We start from the raw sequence: 15,690 nt of genomic DNA on the forward strand, positions 1-15,690 counted from the left end.
ATCGGCTCCGCGCCCCGTATTCGTACCCGATCGAGGGACGCGTCCGGACCGAGTCGGCGGTAGCTTCACGGGTGGGCGCAGACGGGCCGCGAAGACCGCGGCCACAGGGCGATGGGGGCGGGCATGACAGCGGTGAGTGACGCGGTGCGGAGAGGCGGCGTGCCTCCGGTGGTCGTGGCGCGCGGGGCCATGTGGACGTTCGCCATCGTCAACGTGGTGATCGTCGAGGCGCTGTTCCTTGGAGCCGCTCCGGGCAAGAACGAGGTGCTCACGGTCGCCAAGTTCTTCGGAGTACACGCGGCCCTGCTCCTGTTCTTCCAACTGCTGCTGGTGGCCCGGCTGCCGTGGCTGGACCGGCGCATCGGGATGGACCGGCTCACGGTGTGGCACCGCTGGATCGGTTTCTCCCTGCTCTGGACCGTCCTCACCCACGCCGTGCTGGTGGTGCTGGGCTACGCGAGACTCGACGACGCGTCCATGGGGAAGACGTTCCTCGCCCTGAGCGGGGTGCCGGCCTCCCTGCTGGGCATGCTCGCCGCGGCCGTCATCGCCGTGATAGCCGCGGTCTCCGCCCGGCCCCTGCGGCGGCGGCTGCGGTACGAGGTCTGGCACGGACTGCACCTGCTGCTCTACGCCGCCCTCGGCCTGTCGTTCGTCCACCAGCTGCTGGAGACCAAGACGTTCACGTCCTCCCCGTTCGCGACGGCCTACTGGTGGATCCTGTGGCTGTTCGCCTTCGGCGCTCTGCTGGCCGGGCGGGTCGCCGTGCCGCTGTGGCGCAACGCCCACCACCGGTTCCGCGTCGCGGCCGTGGTGCCGGAGTCGGACGACGTGGTCTCCGTGTACGTCACCGGCCGGCACCTCGGCGAACTTCCCGCCCGGGCCGGGCAGTTCTGCGTCTGGCGCTTCCCGGGCCACCAGCACTGGTGGTCGGCCAACCCGTTCTCCCTGTCGGCGGCGCCGGGCGGCGAGGGGCTGCGCCTCACGGCGAAGGCGGCGGGCAGCGCCAGCGCCGGCCTGCGGAACCTCCCGGTCGGCAGCCGCGCCTTCGTCGAGGGACCGTACGGGGCGTTCACCTCGCTGCACCGGACCCGGCCCGGCGCCCTGCTGATCGCCGGCGGGGTGGGGATCACGCCCGTGCGGGCGATGCTGGAGGAGCGGGAGACCGGCGACCTCGTCGTGCTGTACCGGGTCCGCAGCGAGGAGGACGCCGTGCTGCTGGACGAGGTGCGCGAACTGGTCGAACGCCGGGGTGGACAGCTGCACTTGCTCACCGGCAGGACCGACGAGCACGCCGCCCCGCCGTTCGCCCCGGACAGCCTGCGCCGGCTGGTCCCTGACGTCACCGAACGCGATGTGTACGTCTGCGGCCCGCCCGCCATGACCGCGGCCGTGCTCGCCGGCCTGCGGGAGCTGCGGGTCCCCGCACGGCAGGTGCACGCCGAGAGGTTCGGGCTGGCCTGACCCGTGGAGCGGCGGGACGGCGCGCTGCGACGTACCGCCGTCCCGGCCTCCGCGATCAGCGGGCGAGGAACGGGCGGAGCACGGCCAGGAGTTCGGTGGGCGCGTCCAGGGCGATGAAGTGGGCGGCGGTGTCGAACTCGGCCAGGGTGGCACCGGGGATCCCGGAGGCGTAGCGGCGGGCGATGTCCTGGAAGTCGGCGACATCGAGCTTGCCGATACCGACCAGGGTGGGAACGGGGACGGCGGAGACATCGCCCTCAGCGGCGCCCTGGGAATGCTCCGCGACGATGTCCTGGTTCGCCAGTGACGTCCTCATCGGGTCCCGGAGTTGACCGGCCAGCCGGGCGGGGACGTCCTCCCAGCCGCGGGCCGGACCGCGCAGCCACATGTCCAGGTTGATGCGGACCGCGGCGTCCAGGTCGCCCGAGGCCAGGGCCTCCGTTTCCGCCTCGTCGTACGCGACCATGTCCGCGGACCAGGGGTATCCCGGCCATGGCGGAGCGAGCAGCGCGAGGGAGCGCACCCGGTCCGGGTGGGCGAGGGTGAAGGCCACGGCCACGCGGCCGCCCCAGGAGGCGCCGACGAGCCGGACACGGTCGTGGCCGAGGTGGTCCAGGAGTCGGCGCAGATCGTCGGTCTCGCTGAACGGGCCACTGGGCGGCGCGGACTGACCGAAGCCGCGCAAGTCGTACCGGATGACGGTGTGCCGTTCCGCCAGGCCGGACACGATCGCGTCCCACATGCGGTGGTCGGCGACGCCGGCGTGCACGAGGACGACGGGTGGTCCATCGCCGGAGACGACGTAGGAAAGGTGTCCGAGATCATCGGTGAGGGTGAGCATCCGCGGATGCTCGCAGGACAACAGCGCTGGTGCCACCCGATAACAGGGTCACCCTCGCCGCCGAGGAGCCCGGCGCGGTTCTGCGATACGGGCGATTCGCGGCGCCATGGGGCGGGATGCCTTCTTCCAGCTCAGCCAGGCCCCCCACGAGGACAGGGCACTGAAGAGCAGGCTACGGATGATGTCAGAGGGGTCACCTCCCGTTGCGGCGGCGAGTAAGCCGCCGATGGCGCCGACAATGAGGAAGAGGGAAAGGAAGGACCAGAGCACTGTCTTCATCCGGGAAACGGTATCCGGCCCGCACCGGCCCCCCGGAAGGCTGCCGTCAAGAGCCGATGAGCCGAATCGACAGGGGGAGTTTTCGTGGAACCGGGTGCCGTGCTCACCGTGAGCGCGACCATTGGGCTGGCGTTCGTCGGCTACCTCGCGACCTATCTCAACGGATTGCGCCTGGCTCAGAGGCAAGCGCGGCTGACCCGGGTCAACCTGCAACTGAGCGAGCTGTACGGACCGCTGTTCGCTCTGATGGAGACCAACGGCCGTGTCTACGACACCTTTGCCGAGAAGTACGCCCGCCCCGACGGCCGGGACCCCTTCCGGCACGAGATCCCTCCCACCGAGCAGGAACTGGCCGAGTGGCGGCTGTGGGCCACCACGGTGTTCATCCCGAACATCCAGGCCATGCGGGACGTGGTGGTCGGCAAGGCGGATCTCCTCATCGAAGAGGAGATGCCGCCGGTCCTGCTCCAACTCTGCGCGCATGTGGCCGGTTACGAGGTCACCGCGGCACGGTGGGAGGAGGCTCGGTACGAGGAGCACCTCTCCCTCATCGCGTTCCCGGGCCGGGAGCTGAAGCAGTACACCCGTGAGCAGTTCATACGCCTGAAAGGCGAGCAGGCGAAACTGCTGGGACGCCGCGGTGTCCTTCGCCGGCGCGGCGGCTGACCGCCGGGACCCTTCGGGCCGACCTGCTCGCCGTCCCGGAAGGAGCGCGGATGCCGGGCCGCACGGCCGGACCGTCACCGTCAAGGCCAACGCCGCAGTGCCAACAGCCCTGCCTGCATGACGAGTTCACCGCCCTGGGGAAAGCGTGGCCTTTCCGCATGGGTATAGGTTCGATCACATCCCGTGAAAGGACGGGCCCAGACCTGCGCGTGAGGGAGTTCGCATGGCCTTCATCCACAAGACGACCATGACACCGACCAAGCTGGAGCTGATCAGCGGCTGGCTGCCGAAGCAGAGCTGGTACGCGGGCGGCGCGGGAACGCCGGAACTGGTCAGGGCCGGCGGGTTCCGTCTGGACGACCCGGAGGGCGAGGTCGGGATCGAGTTCATGATCGTGGCGGACACCACCGCGCAGGAGCCGGTGGCGTACCTGGTGCCGCTGAGCTACCGCGGCGAGGCGCTGGAGGGCGTCCCCGGCGAGGCGTTGATCGGCACCTCCGAGCACGGCGTACTCGGCACCCGGTGGGTCTACGACGGCGTCCACGACCCGGTGGTGATGGCACAGTTGCGCGCTCTCCTGCGCGGTGAGGCGACACCGCAGCACCAGAGCGAGAGCGACACCCCTGACCCGACCGTCACCGTGCACGGAACGGGCCCCGACGGCGTGTTCGACATCCAGGTGAACCGCGTCCTGCGGCCGCTGGAGGAAGGGCAGAAGCCGCCCGTACACGTCGTCGCCGGATGGACCTGGCCCGACGGAACGCCCGCTCAGGGCCTGCTCGCGTCCGTCGCGCCGTAGAAGGAGGCGCAAGAGCACAGCAACATCCCGACGTTTCGGCCACAGCCGGTGGTCCGGATATCCGTCCCAGCGGCGGGTGGTCCAGTCCCGCCGCAGGCGGGTTGACGCCTCTCCCGCCCGGCTCACGGCACATCCTCACCTGCGAACAGGAATCCGCCACGACGTTACGGGTACGCGCCCCCGCGTTCCGCGCTCCGGACCACCTCCGCGGTTCGGTCCGAGTCCACAGCGTCGGACGAGTACTGAACGGGCCTCACCGGGGCCCGTGGGCGTGTGCCACGCAGGCTCTCCCCATACGTCCCCGCCGGTTCCGGCTGCGGCACCGTCCGGTAACCGCGCCTCCCGGTCAGTCACACCGTCGGCCGCCGCCACAGCGCACGGCCACAGAAAGGGCACTCCGCATGGCCTTCGGCCCGCCACCCCCTCCCCTCCCCGAATCGACCCCCACCGCGGTCACGGGCGCGCGGAAGAGACGCCGCACCGTTCTCGTCGGCGTGCTCGGCATCTCGCTGGCCGCGGGTCTCGCCGGGGGCGGCTGGCTGCTGCTGCGTGACGAGGACACCGCCGCGCACGCGCAAGGCAAGCCGTCGCCGACTGCGCCACAGGCCCCGGACGACATCCGGCAGAACGTGGAGAAGCGACCGGCCAGTGTGGACGGACAGTTGACCTTCGGCGTGGAGGTGCCCAAGGTGCCCGTCGGCGCGGTTCTCCCCGCGCCGGGTGCGTGGGTATCGGAAAAGATCTACGCCAAGGGTCAGGACAGCGCCGTGGTCGGCTACGCGACCGATACCAGCGAACCGGCCTGGACGCTCGAGCTGCCGGGGCAACTCTGCGCGGCGGCCAAGCACATCACGGTGGACGGCCGGACCGCGGTGGTCTCCGAGGACGGCAAGCGAGCCGGCCCGAACCGTCCACGCGCCTGCAGCATCCTGACCGTCTTCGACGTTGACACCGGCCGGCAGGTCTTCCGGAAGACCATGCCCGATGCCCAGGTCGCCACACAGCTCACCGCCGACGTCGCCATCACCCGCGGTGTCGTCGCCTCCGCCTGGGGGGACGGATCAGTCGCCTATGACCTGGATACCGGCAAGCAGGTGTGGAAGAGCCGCGCCACCTCCCAGTGCCGTGACACCGGCTTCGGCGGCGGCCGTGAGCTCCTGGCCGTGGTCGAGTGCGGCGACGAGAACCGGGAGTTCCGTGTGCAGCGGATCGACGCGCGCACCGGGGAGCCCCAGTGGACGTACAAGGTGGACAGCGGCATTCAGAGGGTGTCGGTTCTCTCTTCCGATCCGCCGGTCATAGGCATCACCGCCGGCGACGTCCTCGAAACGGACGTCATAACCCTCGACGACCAGGGCCGGCACCAAGCGAGGATTGCCCTCAAGGACAACCACTACCAACCGAACTGCAACAACGATACGACCGACGGCGTGGAGAGTTGCCGCACCGCCGTGGTCAGTGAAGACAGGCTGTACCTGCCCACCGAGGAGCGCTACGAAGCCGGCGAGCCCGCCAATGAGATCGTCGCCTTCAGCTTGACGACCGGGAAAGCGGTGCAGAAATTCGATGGCCGGCCCGGCCTCATGATCTGGCCGCTGCGCATGAGCGGTGATCGCCTCATCGCCTACCGGCAAGGCGGCGGCTGGACCAACGGGGCTGTCCTGTCGCTCGACCCTGCCACTGGCAAGCAGTCCATCTGGCTGGTCGTCCCCGTGCCCGAGGGCATCAACGGCCTGATGCGGCCGAAGGAGACCCAGGTGATCTTTGAACGGGGCCGGCTCTACTTCGCGGCCACCGGCATCCTCGGCCCTGACAAGGAAGGCGAGGAGTACGCCTTGGAGGACAACCCCTTGACCGTCGGGTTCCAGGGCATGTAGTGCGCGGTCGAGCAGCGCATGCAGACGAAGCCCCAGCCGCGGCGCTCCGCCGCGAGCCGGACCGGCCGAGCGAGGCCACAGGGCGGACCGACCGAGCGGCGGCGGCCGCCACCCCCTCACTCGAGCGGCACAGGAGCGACCGGGAGCTGCCCGTGATGGAGCCATGTGAAGGTCCGGTCGGGTTCGAGGCGAGCCTCGCCCCAGTGGATGACGTGGATGCCGCTCTCGGCATCGGCTGTGAAGAACACGCAGACGAGCTTCGTGGCCGCCCCCAACTCCTCGTACACCTCGTGCAGCTCCAGGTACTCCGCCGTCGTCAGATCGTCGTCCAGCTCGAACAGGCCCTCTTGCGGCCGCGGTCCGTGTGCCCGGAAAAGCCGTTGGCGCGTGGGCGAGGCGTTGGCGGGCAACCGGGCGCGGTCGAGCGGCCTCGGCCGGTCCGCGTACCGGTAGGGGAAGAGGGCGTGCTCGTTGACCACCGCGTACTCGTACCCGCGTACGTTCCGCACCGACCCGCCCAGCTCCCGCGCCGTGTCCGCGAGGTTCTCGCGTACGGCCTCCGCGAGGGTGACACCGTAGGGGCTTCGCCTCTTCAGCCCGGCCGTGAGGTGCGTGGCGTGTGCCTTCCCGTGCGCTGCGGCCAGTTGCACCGGAATCGCCGCGGCGAGCCGGCCGGCCTGCCGCCCGAACCGCTTGATCGCCCAGTCCGGCGGCGCCGACGGATCACCACCACCCACCACGGACATACCCTGCCCCCTCCGCCCGGCCGACCGTCTCCCACTTGTGTGGCAGGCGCACGAACGGGACGCAAGGGGGCGATCCGGCCAGGGCGTGGCCGTAGAAATGCGTCTTCGCCCGGTCGGTGGGATCGCCGACGGCCGTCCACCGCGCCCGTCCGCAAGACGGGCGAACTCCCCCGTCCCACCGCGATGACCTGACTGCCGCGGCTCGGGGAGGAAACACGGTGGGGGCTGGGCAAGGGCTGCGACGCGCTGCCTGCGTTTCGCACGGGTATAGGTTCGACACATTCCGTGGGAGGACGGGCCCAGACCCGCGCGCGAGGGAGTTCGCATGGCCTTCATCCTCAAGACGACCATGACACCAGCCAAGCTGGAGCTGATCAGCGGCTGGCTGCCGAAGCAGCCCTGGTACGGGGGCGGCGCGGGAACGCCGGAACTGGCCACGGCCGGTGGGTTCCGTCTGGACGATCCGAAGGGTGAGGTCGGGATCGAGTTCATGATCGTGGCGGACACCACCGCGCAGGAGCCGGCGGCCTACCTGGTGCCGTTGGGCCACCGCGGTGCGGCGCTGGAGGGCGTCCCCGCCGAGGCGCTGATCGGTCTGAGCTTGTCCGCCGCTGCGCGCCGGCGTTGTCACGGGGTCGGGCACGCACCGCTGTAGCGGGGGCGCTGGTCTGTACGTCGGATCGGGAGCCCGGCGTTAGTCCGACGTCTTGCACATGACCGCTGTGACAACGAGGTCGGACTCCGTACCGGTGTAGCCGGTCACGCTGAGGTCCGGGTTGACCGTCGGTGTCGGCGTCGGCGTCGGCATCGTCCCCGGGCATCCCGAGGAACTCGATGACGGCTCCGGCCGGGGCCCCGACGTCGGCTCGATGCCGTCGTTGATCGACTCTGTGAATGACCAGCCGGTGACAACCAGCACGAGCCAACCGCCGACCAGCCACCCTTGCTTGCGCCTGCTCATCTCGCCCCCGTCAGAAACCCCACGACAAGCAGCAAGTCTGCCAGCCGAACGACATCACGCTTCACAAGGCGACCGTCCAATACGGATGTCGGGCGACGCGGCTTCAAGAGCTCCGGACGCCTGGGAGGCCAGGTCGCCTCGGTCACCCGTAGCCGCTGCTCTCCGCCGTCGTTGACGGCAGACGCGGATGTCAGACCGGCCGAGGCACGATGTTCACCGCTCGGTAGTCGTATCCGTCCTGTCTGACGCCAGAGGCCTGCCACTGGAGGTCTACCCGTTGTCCCGGAGACAGCGAGCGGAACCCTTCCGTCTGGATGTGGGAGTAGTGTCCCCAGCAACCGCCGGGCGTCTCCGGGGAGTCGAGCACGCCCCACCCTTCCTCGTCGCGCCACTCACGGACAGTCGCGGCCACCATGGACGGAACTCTACGGGCTCCGACTGTGACGGCACCGTCGACGCTTGCCGGGACTTAAGGAAAAGCTTAAGGTCGGTCTTGGTGTCGAAGGGAGCCGTCTTGAGCTGGGCGATCAAGGGCACCGACGAGTACGCGGAGTGGTTCAGGCTTCTGATCAAGGAAGATCTGAGTTCGGCCTCCCAGGTTCGCGCAGGCTGTGGCTGCCTTGCGCGAGGCGGGGCCGACCTTGGGACGCCCTCTTGTGGACCGGTTGAAGGGCTCGGGGCTGCATCACCTGAAAGAGCTGAGGCCGGGTTCGGGCGGGCGCTCCGAAATCCGGATCGTCTTCGCCTTCGATCCGAGTCGCTCGGCCCTGCTGCTCCTGGGCGGTGACAGGCCGGTAACTGGGATCGCTGGTACCGCGACAACATTCCGTTGGCCGAGCAGCTCTACCACGACTACGTCGGCGACGAGGACTGAAGGAGTGGCTATGCCCAAGAAGGCTACGCAGGACTGGGAAGTCCTGGAGCAGGAGCTGCACGAGGCCGGTGTGGAGCCCGCCGAGGTGGAGGCGGGGTCGCGCCGGCTTCTCGCCGAGGCACGCGGCCATCAGCTCGCCGAGGCGCGTAAGCAGTCGGGGTTGACCCAGCGGGATGTGGCGACCCGCATGGGAGTCAGCGTCGCCCGCATTTCCCAGATCGAACACGGTGAGGGCGCCACCCTGGACGTCATCACCCGCTACGTGGAGGCGCTCGGTGGGAGGCTGGATCTGGTCGCGGACTTCGGCGACCACACCCTGCGCATGCCGGCCAGCGGAAACCAGGGCAGTGCGGCGGCGTAGTTCTCTCCGGGCGAGGGCTCTGGTGGGGCCGTGAGCGCCCGGAGCCGGGACGGCCGGGATTCTCTCTGGCTGTCCCGCTCTGACCCGCACCCGGCTGGGTGAGGAGTCCGGTGTCTGGACACGGCGCAAAGGGCCAGCCCGGGAGGAAATCCCTCCTGGGCTGGCCCTTTTCGCTGTGCCCCCGGCAGGATTCGAACCTGCGACACCCGCTTTAGGAGTGGGATTGGATCCTTGCCGGGGGTGCCTTGCGCTGCCGCTCGGTGCTGTTTCCCCTGATCAGAACCGGGCGGCAAGCCACTTGATCCGGGTCATGCCGCCCTGTATCGGTCAGTCCGCTCACGCATCGCTCACGCACCTGAGGTACCTCGGTGCCGTGCTGGCGCATCTCCATCGCGCCGTAGTGGGTCTGTGGCGCCGGGTTCGTTCTTGCCACTACCAACGCAAGCGGAGTCGCCACTCCGGCAACGCGTGCAGGCACCCGGGCCGATCGGCAAGGCCCGGTGAGGGGGTCCCATAGCTGAACCGTCGGACCCTGGCTGCTGCCTCTGGCAAAGTGGTCGGCACTGCTAAACGATTCTCGTGAGGAACCTTGTGAGCACGCTCGGTAGCTTCATCTGGTCAATCGCTGACCAGCTTCGAGGCCCCTATCGCCCCAACCAGTACGGGACTGTGATTCTTCCGTTCACGATCCTGAGACGGCTCGACTGCGTACTTGAGCCGGACCGTGCGGCGGTACGGGAGTTGGCTGCGAGGTACGAGAACCCGAACCGGCTCAAGGTCGAGGTCAAGAAGGCCACGGGGCGGACGTTCTACAACACCTCCAACTACGAGTTCTCGAACCTGCTGGCCGATGCGGACGGGCTGGCGGACAACCTCGCTGACTACATTGACCGGTTCTCAGCCGATGTGGACGTGTTCGAGTATTTTGACTTCAAGAAGGAAATCCTGGCCCTGGAGAAGGCTGGACTGCTGCGCGAGATCGTCAAGTCCTTCGGCGCCGTCGACCTGCATCCCAAAGTGGTGTCCAACGCCGACATGGGGGATGCGTTCGAGTACATCATCCGCAAGTTCAACGAGGCCGCGAACGAGACCTCCGGAGACCACTACACGCCGCGCGACGCGATCCGGCTGCTGGTCGACCTGCTCTTCGCGGAGAAGGACGTCGACCTCTCCGAGGGCGACATTATCCGGTCGCTGTACGACCCAACCGCCGGCACCGGCGGCATGCTCTCCTTGGCAGAGGAGCACCTGCTCGCCCAGAACTCCGGGGCGAAGCTGAGCCTGTACGGCCAGGAGTACAACCCGCAGTCGTACGCCATCTGCAAGTCCGACCTGCTCGCCAAGGGCCACTACGCGACCAACATTGCCTTTGGTAACACGCTCACCGACGACGCCTTCAAGGGCCGCCAGTTCGACTATTGCATGTCCAACCCGCCCTACGGGGTGGACTGGAAGCAGTACGCCAAGGCGGTCAAGGCGGAGCGCGACTCCGCCGGCCCCTACGGCCGATTCGCACCGGGACTCCCTGCGACCTCGGACGGCCAAATGCTTTTCTTGCTCCACCTGGCCCACAAGATGCGCGCACCCGAGGATGGCGGCGGCCGCGTCGGCATCATCATGAACGGCTCGCCGCTCTTCAACGGCGCCGCCGAATCCGGCCCCTCCAACATCCGCAGGTGGCTGCTGGAGAACGACCTGGTCGAGGCGATCGTCGCACTGCCGACCAACATGTTCTTCAACACCGGCATCGCCACCTACATCTGGATCCTCGACAACACCAAGCACCCCGACCGCCAGGGCAAGGTCCAGCTCATCGACGGCACGTCGTTCTGGACCAAGATGCGCAAGAACCTGGGGTCAAAGGGACGTGAGATCAGCGACGATGACCGCGCCGAGGTCCTGCGGTTGTACGCCGACTTTGAGGACGCCGATCCCGACCTTTCCAAGGTGCTGCGCAACGAAGAGTTCGGCTACTGGACCATCACCATCGAGCGTCCCCTGCTCGATGAGGACGGGAACCCTGTCGTCGACCGTAAGGGCAAGCCGAAGCACGACTCGAAAAAGCGTGAAACCGAAAACGTGCCTTTCACCTATGGCGGCTCAACCACCAGCGCGGCAGGGGAGCGCGAAGTCATCCAGACGTACTTCGACGCGGAGGTGAAACCGCACGTTCCTGACGCCTGGATCGACTGGGCCAAGACCAAGACCGGCTACGAGATTCCATTCACCCGCTACTTCTACAGGTACACCCCGCCCCGCCCGCTCTCCGAGATCGACGCCGACCTGGAGAAACAGGTCGCCAAGATCCTGGATCTCCTGCGGGAGGTCGAGGGATGAGGTCACGCACGGATTTGGTCGACTCTGGTGTGCCGTGGCTCGGTCGCGTGCCGACTGGCTGGAAGACGAAGCCTCTGTGGTCGATGTTCGAGCGGATCAAGGATGTCGACCACCCGGAAGAGCAGATGCTCTCCGTTTTCCGCGAATTCGGGGTCGTCGCGAAGGACTCTCGCGACAATCTCAATAGGACCGCTGAGAACCGCAGCATCTACCAGCTGGTGCATCCAGGCTGGCTCGTCGCCAACCGCATGAAGGCGTGGCAGGGCTCGGTGGGAATCTCCTCTCTCCGGGGCATCGTCTCTGGGCACTACATCTGCTTCGCTCCTCGCCACGGCGAAGACAACCGGTACCTCAACTGGCTGCTGCGTTCGACGGCCTACACGAATGGCTACGGCTTGCTTTCCCGGGGCGTCCGGATCGGACAGGCAGAGATCGACAACGATCAGTTCAGACTCATGCCGATCCTGCTGCCATCAACGCAGGAGCAGCGCGCCATCGCCGACTACCTCGACCGCGAGACGGCCCGCATCGACACGCTCGTCGAGGAGCAGCGGCGGCTGATCGAGATGCTCAGCGAGCGTCGCGTAGCGACAGTCGCTGAGACCTTGGACGGCTACGAGCGGACCCAGGTGCGCCGACTCGTCGATCACGATCGGCCGATGACCTACGGCATTCTGCAGTGTGGTGAGCCGGTCGACGGTGGGGTTGTCTACATCGGACCGTCGGACATTCAGGGCGAGGGCCAATCCCCGGATAGAGATGCCCTGCGAACGACAACACCTGAAATCGCGAGCGCGTACAAGCGGTCAGTTCTCAAGGGTGGTGACGTGGTCGTTTCGATCGGCCCGGCGTACGGGAAGGTGGCCGTCGTATCGGACGACTTGGCTGGTGCGAATCTGACGCAAGATACGGTGCGAGTTGCACTGCGGCCGGATCTAGTCGACACGAGATTTTTCGTGTGGGCGCTGCTGTCACGGCAGACGGCTGAGTATTGGGACTACCAGATCATGGGCGCAACGTTCCGCCGACTGAACCTCGGCACTTTGGCCCGGACACCCATCCCGCTTCCGGCGATCCATGAGCAGCGGCGGATCGCTGCGTATTTGGATGAGCAGACCGCAAAGATCGACACGCTCATCGCCGAGGCCGAGCGGTTCATTGAGCTCTCCAGGGAGCGGCGGTCGGCGTTGATCACGGCGGCGGTGACGGGGCAGATCGACGTACGAGAGGCGGCGTGATGGCTGACCACAACGAGGTGGTCTTCGAGACGGAGATCTGCGAGTACCTCCGGGATCACGGCTGGCTGTACTCGGAGAACGACCGTGACGGCGGGGAGTACGACCGGGAGCGGGCGCTATTCCCGAACGACTTGTACGCGTGGCTGGAGGAGACACAGAAGCCGGCGTACGAGAAGGCGTTGAAGGCGGCCGGCTCGCAGACGAAGTTCCTCGACGTGCTGACCGCGGCTCTGGACAGGCCGCTGGAGCATGGCGGGGGCACACTGAACATCCTGCGCAACGGGGTGCAGTACATCGGTGGCGGTCGGTTAAAGATGGCGCAGTTCCGCCCCGAGACCTCGCTCAACGCGACCAGCACGGCGCACTACGAGGCGATGCGGGTGCGGGTGGTGCGGCAAGTGCACTTCTCGACCGCTGACCAGCGCATCCTTGATCTGGTGTTCTTCGTCAACGGTCTTCCGGTGGCCACGGTGGAGTTGAAGACCGACTTCACCCAGTCGCTGGATGAGGCGATCAACCAATACAAGCAGGACCGCAACCCACTGACTAAGGGGCGGCCTGAGCCGCTACTGTCCTTCGGACATCGCGCTCTGGTCCACTTCGCGGTCTCGAACAACCTCGCGGCGATGACCACCAGGCTGGAGGGGGAGAGGACCCATTTCCTGCCGTTCAACGTCGGCTTCGAAAGCGGTGCTGGCAACCCGCTCGGCGCGGACGGACGGTCGTCGACGGCGTACCTGTGGGAACGCGTCTGGGAGAAACACGCCTGGCTGAATATCATCGGGCGGCTGCTGATCGTGCAGACCAAGGAGGAGTGGGACGTCACCACCGGCACGTCGGTGAGGCGTACGAGCATGCTCTTCCCACGGTTCCACCAGTGGGAGGCCGTTACGAGCATCGTCGAGGCGGTGAAAGAGGAGGGTGTCGGGCAGCGGTACCTGATTGAGCACTCGGCCGGGTCGGGGAAGACGAACACCATCGCCTGGACGGCCCACCGGCTGGCGCGGCTGCATGTCGATGATCGGAAGGTCTTCGACTCGGTCATTGTGGTCGTGGACCGCACCGTGCTCGACTCTCAACTGCAGGATGCGATTCGGCAGATCGACGGCACCGGCAAGATCGTCGCGACTATCAGCCCCGAGGACGTCCGCAAGGCCGGCGCGAAGTCGAAGTCGGGTTTGCTGGCGCAGGCGTTGAAGAACGGTGAGCTAATCATCGCCGTGACGGTGCAGACCTTCCCGCATGCGCTGAACGAGATCCGGACCGACGCTGGCTTGAAGGGCAAGCGGTTCGCCGTCATCGCCGATGAGGCGCACTCCTCCCAGTCGGGTCAGATCTCCTCGAAGCTGAAGCAGGTGCTGACGGCGGAGGAAGTCAAGGAGATCGAGGAGGGTGGCGAGGTCGATGTGGAGTCGGTGCTGGCCTCGGAGATGACCGAGCGGGCCGAGTCGGAGAACATCTCCTACTTCGCCTTCACCGCGACGCCGAAGAACAAGACCCTCGAACTGTTCGGCCGCAAGGATGCCGATGGGAAGCCGCGCGAGTTCCACCTGTACTCGATGAAGCAGGCGATCGAGGAGGGCTACATCCTCGACGTGCTCAAGGGCTATCAGTCCTACGACACCGCGTTGAAGATCGCCGGCAGGGCCGAGAGTGGTGACGGGGGAGAGGTAGAGGAGGCCGCCGCCCGTAAGGGTCTGATGCGGTGGGTGCAGCTCCACCCGACGAACATCAGCCAGAAGGTGCAGATCATCGTCGAGCACTTCCACGCCAACGTCGCCTACCTCCTCGAAGGCAAGGCGAAGGCGATGGTGGTGACCGACTCGCGCAAGTCCGCGGTGAAGTACAAGCTGGCCATCGACGCCTACATCGCCAGGCGCCGCACCGAGGACGCCTCGTACAACTACCGCACCCTGGTCGCCTTCTCCGCCGGGGTGACGATGACCGAGGACGAGACCTGGCACAGCGACTGGGGCCCGCAGCCGTCGAAGGATGACGAGTTCACCGAGGCCAACATGAACCCCGGCGCCGGGGGTGATCTGGCAGCCGCATTCAAGGGCGAGACGTACAAGATCATGCTGGTCGCCAACAAGTTCCAGACCGGCTTCGACCAGCCCTTACTCTCGGCGATGTACATCGACAAGAAGCTGTCAGGGGTCACCGCAGTGCAGACGCTCTCGCGGCTCAATCGCACCCATCGCACCGCTGGTGGGGAGCAGAAGCGCAAGACGTTTGTCATCGACTTCGCCAACAAGCCCGAGGACATCAAGGCAGCCTTCGAGCCGTACTTCAAGAACGCGACCCTGGAGACCGAGACCGATCCGTACGTCGTCGTCCACCTGGCTAACAAGCTTGCCCAGGCCGGAATCTACACCGAGGACGACGTCCGCAAGGTTGCCGAACTGTGGGTGACCCGGAAGGGCAACAACGCGCTCTCGGCGGCGATCAGCCCGGCGCAGCACGACTTCCGGCGCCGCTACGCGCGGGCGATCGAGGAGGAGGACAAGGTCACGCTCCAGGCGCTCGACCTATTCCGCAAGGACGTCTCCACCTACGTACGTCTCTATGACTTCATGTCCCAGATCGTCGACTACGGCGACCCCTACATGGAGATGCTCTCGATCTTCCTGCGCCTGCTGGAGAAGGTCATCGCCGAGTCCGCTTGGGCGGCCGACGTGGACCTCTCCGACGTGGTGCTGGTCGGCGTCAAGCACAACAAGGCAATCCCGGTCAACATCTCGCTCGTGGGCGACGGGCAGCTGAAGGGCATCAGCGCAGCCGGCACGGGAATGAAGAAGGATCCGAAGTACGTCGCGCTCCAGGTCGTCATAGACAAGATGAACGACCTCTTCGGCGCCGAATCGTTCGCCGAGTCGCAGGTCAGGGAGTTCGTGCAGGGACTCGTCCAGCGGTTGCTCGCCGACCCGAACCTGATCAGGCAGACCAAGGTGAACTCCAAGAAGCAGTTCGTGGAGTCACCAGACTTCCAAGCAGCCGTTACGGAGGCGGTCGCAGACAACCAGGACGCCCACAACACGATGGCTGACTACTTCTTCACCGACGGGCCGGCCATCAACTCGATCATCGTTGCCCTCGCGGATGCCTTCTACGAAGCAGCGATCGATCAGTAGGTGGATTCAGGCAGCACGCACGTCGCGCCCCAGCAGGCGGGCCTTCGGTCAAGGACCGCTCGCCTACTGCCAGCTTCCGCCCTCAGCGCTTCCGCCAGTCTTTGTGGGGTTCGATG

General features: G+C 66.9%; 12 protein-coding genes and 2 pseudogenes. 10 read left to right on the plus strand and 4 right to left on the minus strand.

The features are described from left to right. Positions 1 to 123: 123 nt before the first annotated feature. Complete coding sequence (locus tag IF83_RS0120730; RefSeq protein WP_030546317.1) at positions 124 to 1,464, plus strand: ferredoxin reductase family protein; 1,341 nt, start codon at positions 124 to 126, stop codon at positions 1,462 to 1,464. A 55-nt stretch (positions 1,465 to 1,519) separates the two neighbouring features. Here the strand turns inward: IF83_RS0120730 and IF83_RS0120735 are convergent, their stop codons facing one another. After that, entirely contained in the window at positions 1,520 to 2,341 is an 822-nt protein-coding gene (locus IF83_RS0120735; protein ID WP_244177143.1) for an alpha/beta fold hydrolase, read from the minus strand. A 342-nt stretch (positions 2,342 to 2,683) separates the two neighbouring features. Between IF83_RS0120735 and IF83_RS0120740 the strand changes: the two genes are divergently transcribed. The 3 genes from IF83_RS0120740 (at position 2,684) to IF83_RS0120750 (ending at position 5,926) form a co-directional block, all read left to right on the plus strand. Continuing rightward, positions 2,684 to 3,250 carry a hypothetical protein gene (locus IF83_RS0120740; protein WP_030546321.1) on the plus strand — a complete coding sequence of 189 codons (567 nt, stop codon included), beginning with the start codon at positions 2,684 to 2,686 and terminating at the stop codon, positions 3,248 to 3,250. A 223-nt stretch (positions 3,251 to 3,473) separates the two neighbouring features. Continuing rightward, entirely contained in the window at positions 3,474 to 4,049 is a 576-nt protein-coding gene (locus tag IF83_RS0120745) for a maltokinase N-terminal cap-like domain-containing protein (RefSeq protein ID WP_030546323.1), read from the plus strand. A gap of 494 nt (positions 4,050 to 4,543) precedes the next feature. Next, a complete protein-coding gene (locus IF83_RS0120750) occupies positions 4,544 to 5,926 on the plus strand; it encodes an outer membrane protein assembly factor BamB family protein (RefSeq protein WP_158711078.1) in 1,383 nt (460 codons plus the stop codon). Between the two features lie 116 nt (positions 5,927 to 6,042). On the opposite strand, the gene IF83_RS0120755 is transcribed toward IF83_RS0120750, so the two are convergent. Further along, complete coding sequence (locus tag IF83_RS0120755; protein WP_030546327.1) at positions 6,043 to 6,672, minus strand: hypothetical protein; 630 nt, start codon at positions 6,670 to 6,672, stop codon at positions 6,043 to 6,045. A gap of 325 nt (positions 6,673 to 6,997) precedes the next feature. On the opposite strand from IF83_RS0120755, the pseudogene IF83_RS0120760 reads away from it, so the two are divergent. Then, positions 6,998 to 7,273: pseudogene (locus IF83_RS0120760) on the plus strand (maltokinase N-terminal cap-like domain-containing protein); the annotation flags it as partial. A gap of 93 nt (positions 7,274 to 7,366) precedes the next feature. Here IF83_RS0120760 and IF83_RS33815 read toward each other — a convergent pair. Beyond that, positions 7,367 to 7,633, minus strand: coding sequence for a hypothetical protein (locus IF83_RS33815; protein ID WP_158711080.1), 267 nt, complete (start codon positions 7,631 to 7,633; stop codon positions 7,367 to 7,369). Positions 7,634 to 7,823: 190 nt separating this feature from the next. Further along, positions 7,824 to 8,048, minus strand: coding sequence for a cold-shock protein (locus tag IF83_RS32370; protein ID WP_078843683.1), 225 nt, complete (start codon positions 8,046 to 8,048; stop codon positions 7,824 to 7,826). A gap of 81 nt (positions 8,049 to 8,129) precedes the next feature. On the opposite strand from IF83_RS32370, the pseudogene IF83_RS32375 reads away from it, so the two are divergent. From IF83_RS32375 to IF83_RS0120785, 5 genes and pseudogenes are all read left to right on the plus strand, one after another. Beyond that, a pseudogene (locus IF83_RS32375) lies at positions 8,130 to 8,507 on the plus strand (type II toxin-antitoxin system RelE/ParE family toxin). 10 nt (positions 8,508 to 8,517) lie between these two features. Further along, the gene (locus IF83_RS0120770; protein ID WP_030546331.1) at positions 8,518 to 8,868 is read left to right on the plus strand and encodes a helix-turn-helix domain-containing protein; all 351 of its coding nucleotides are present in this window, start codon (positions 8,518 to 8,520) and stop codon (positions 8,866 to 8,868) included. A 591-nt stretch (positions 8,869 to 9,459) separates the two neighbouring features. After that, positions 9,460 to 11,205: a type I restriction-modification system subunit M gene (locus tag IF83_RS0120775; RefSeq protein WP_030546333.1), complete on the plus strand. Its 1,746-nt coding sequence runs from the start codon at positions 9,460 to 9,462 to the stop codon at positions 11,203 to 11,205. Between the two features lie 83 nt (positions 11,206 to 11,288). Further along, positions 11,289 to 12,443, plus strand: coding sequence for a restriction endonuclease subunit S (locus IF83_RS0120780; RefSeq protein WP_158711081.1), 1,155 nt, complete (start codon positions 11,289 to 11,291; stop codon positions 12,441 to 12,443). Then, positions 12,443 to 15,574 (plus strand): type I restriction endonuclease subunit R, encoded by a 3,132-nt coding sequence (locus tag IF83_RS0120785; RefSeq protein ID WP_030546337.1) that lies wholly within the window; start codon positions 12,443 to 12,445, stop codon positions 15,572 to 15,574. Before IF83_RS0120780 ends, IF83_RS0120785 begins: the two co-directional genes overlap by 1 nt. The last annotated feature ends 116 nt before the right edge of the window (positions 15,575 to 15,690 follow it).

The sequence above is a fragment of the Streptomyces albus subsp. albus genome, from assembly GCF_000719865.1.
Classification (GTDB): Bacteria; Actinomycetota; Actinomycetes; order Streptomycetales; family Streptomycetaceae; genus Streptomyces; species Streptomyces albus_E.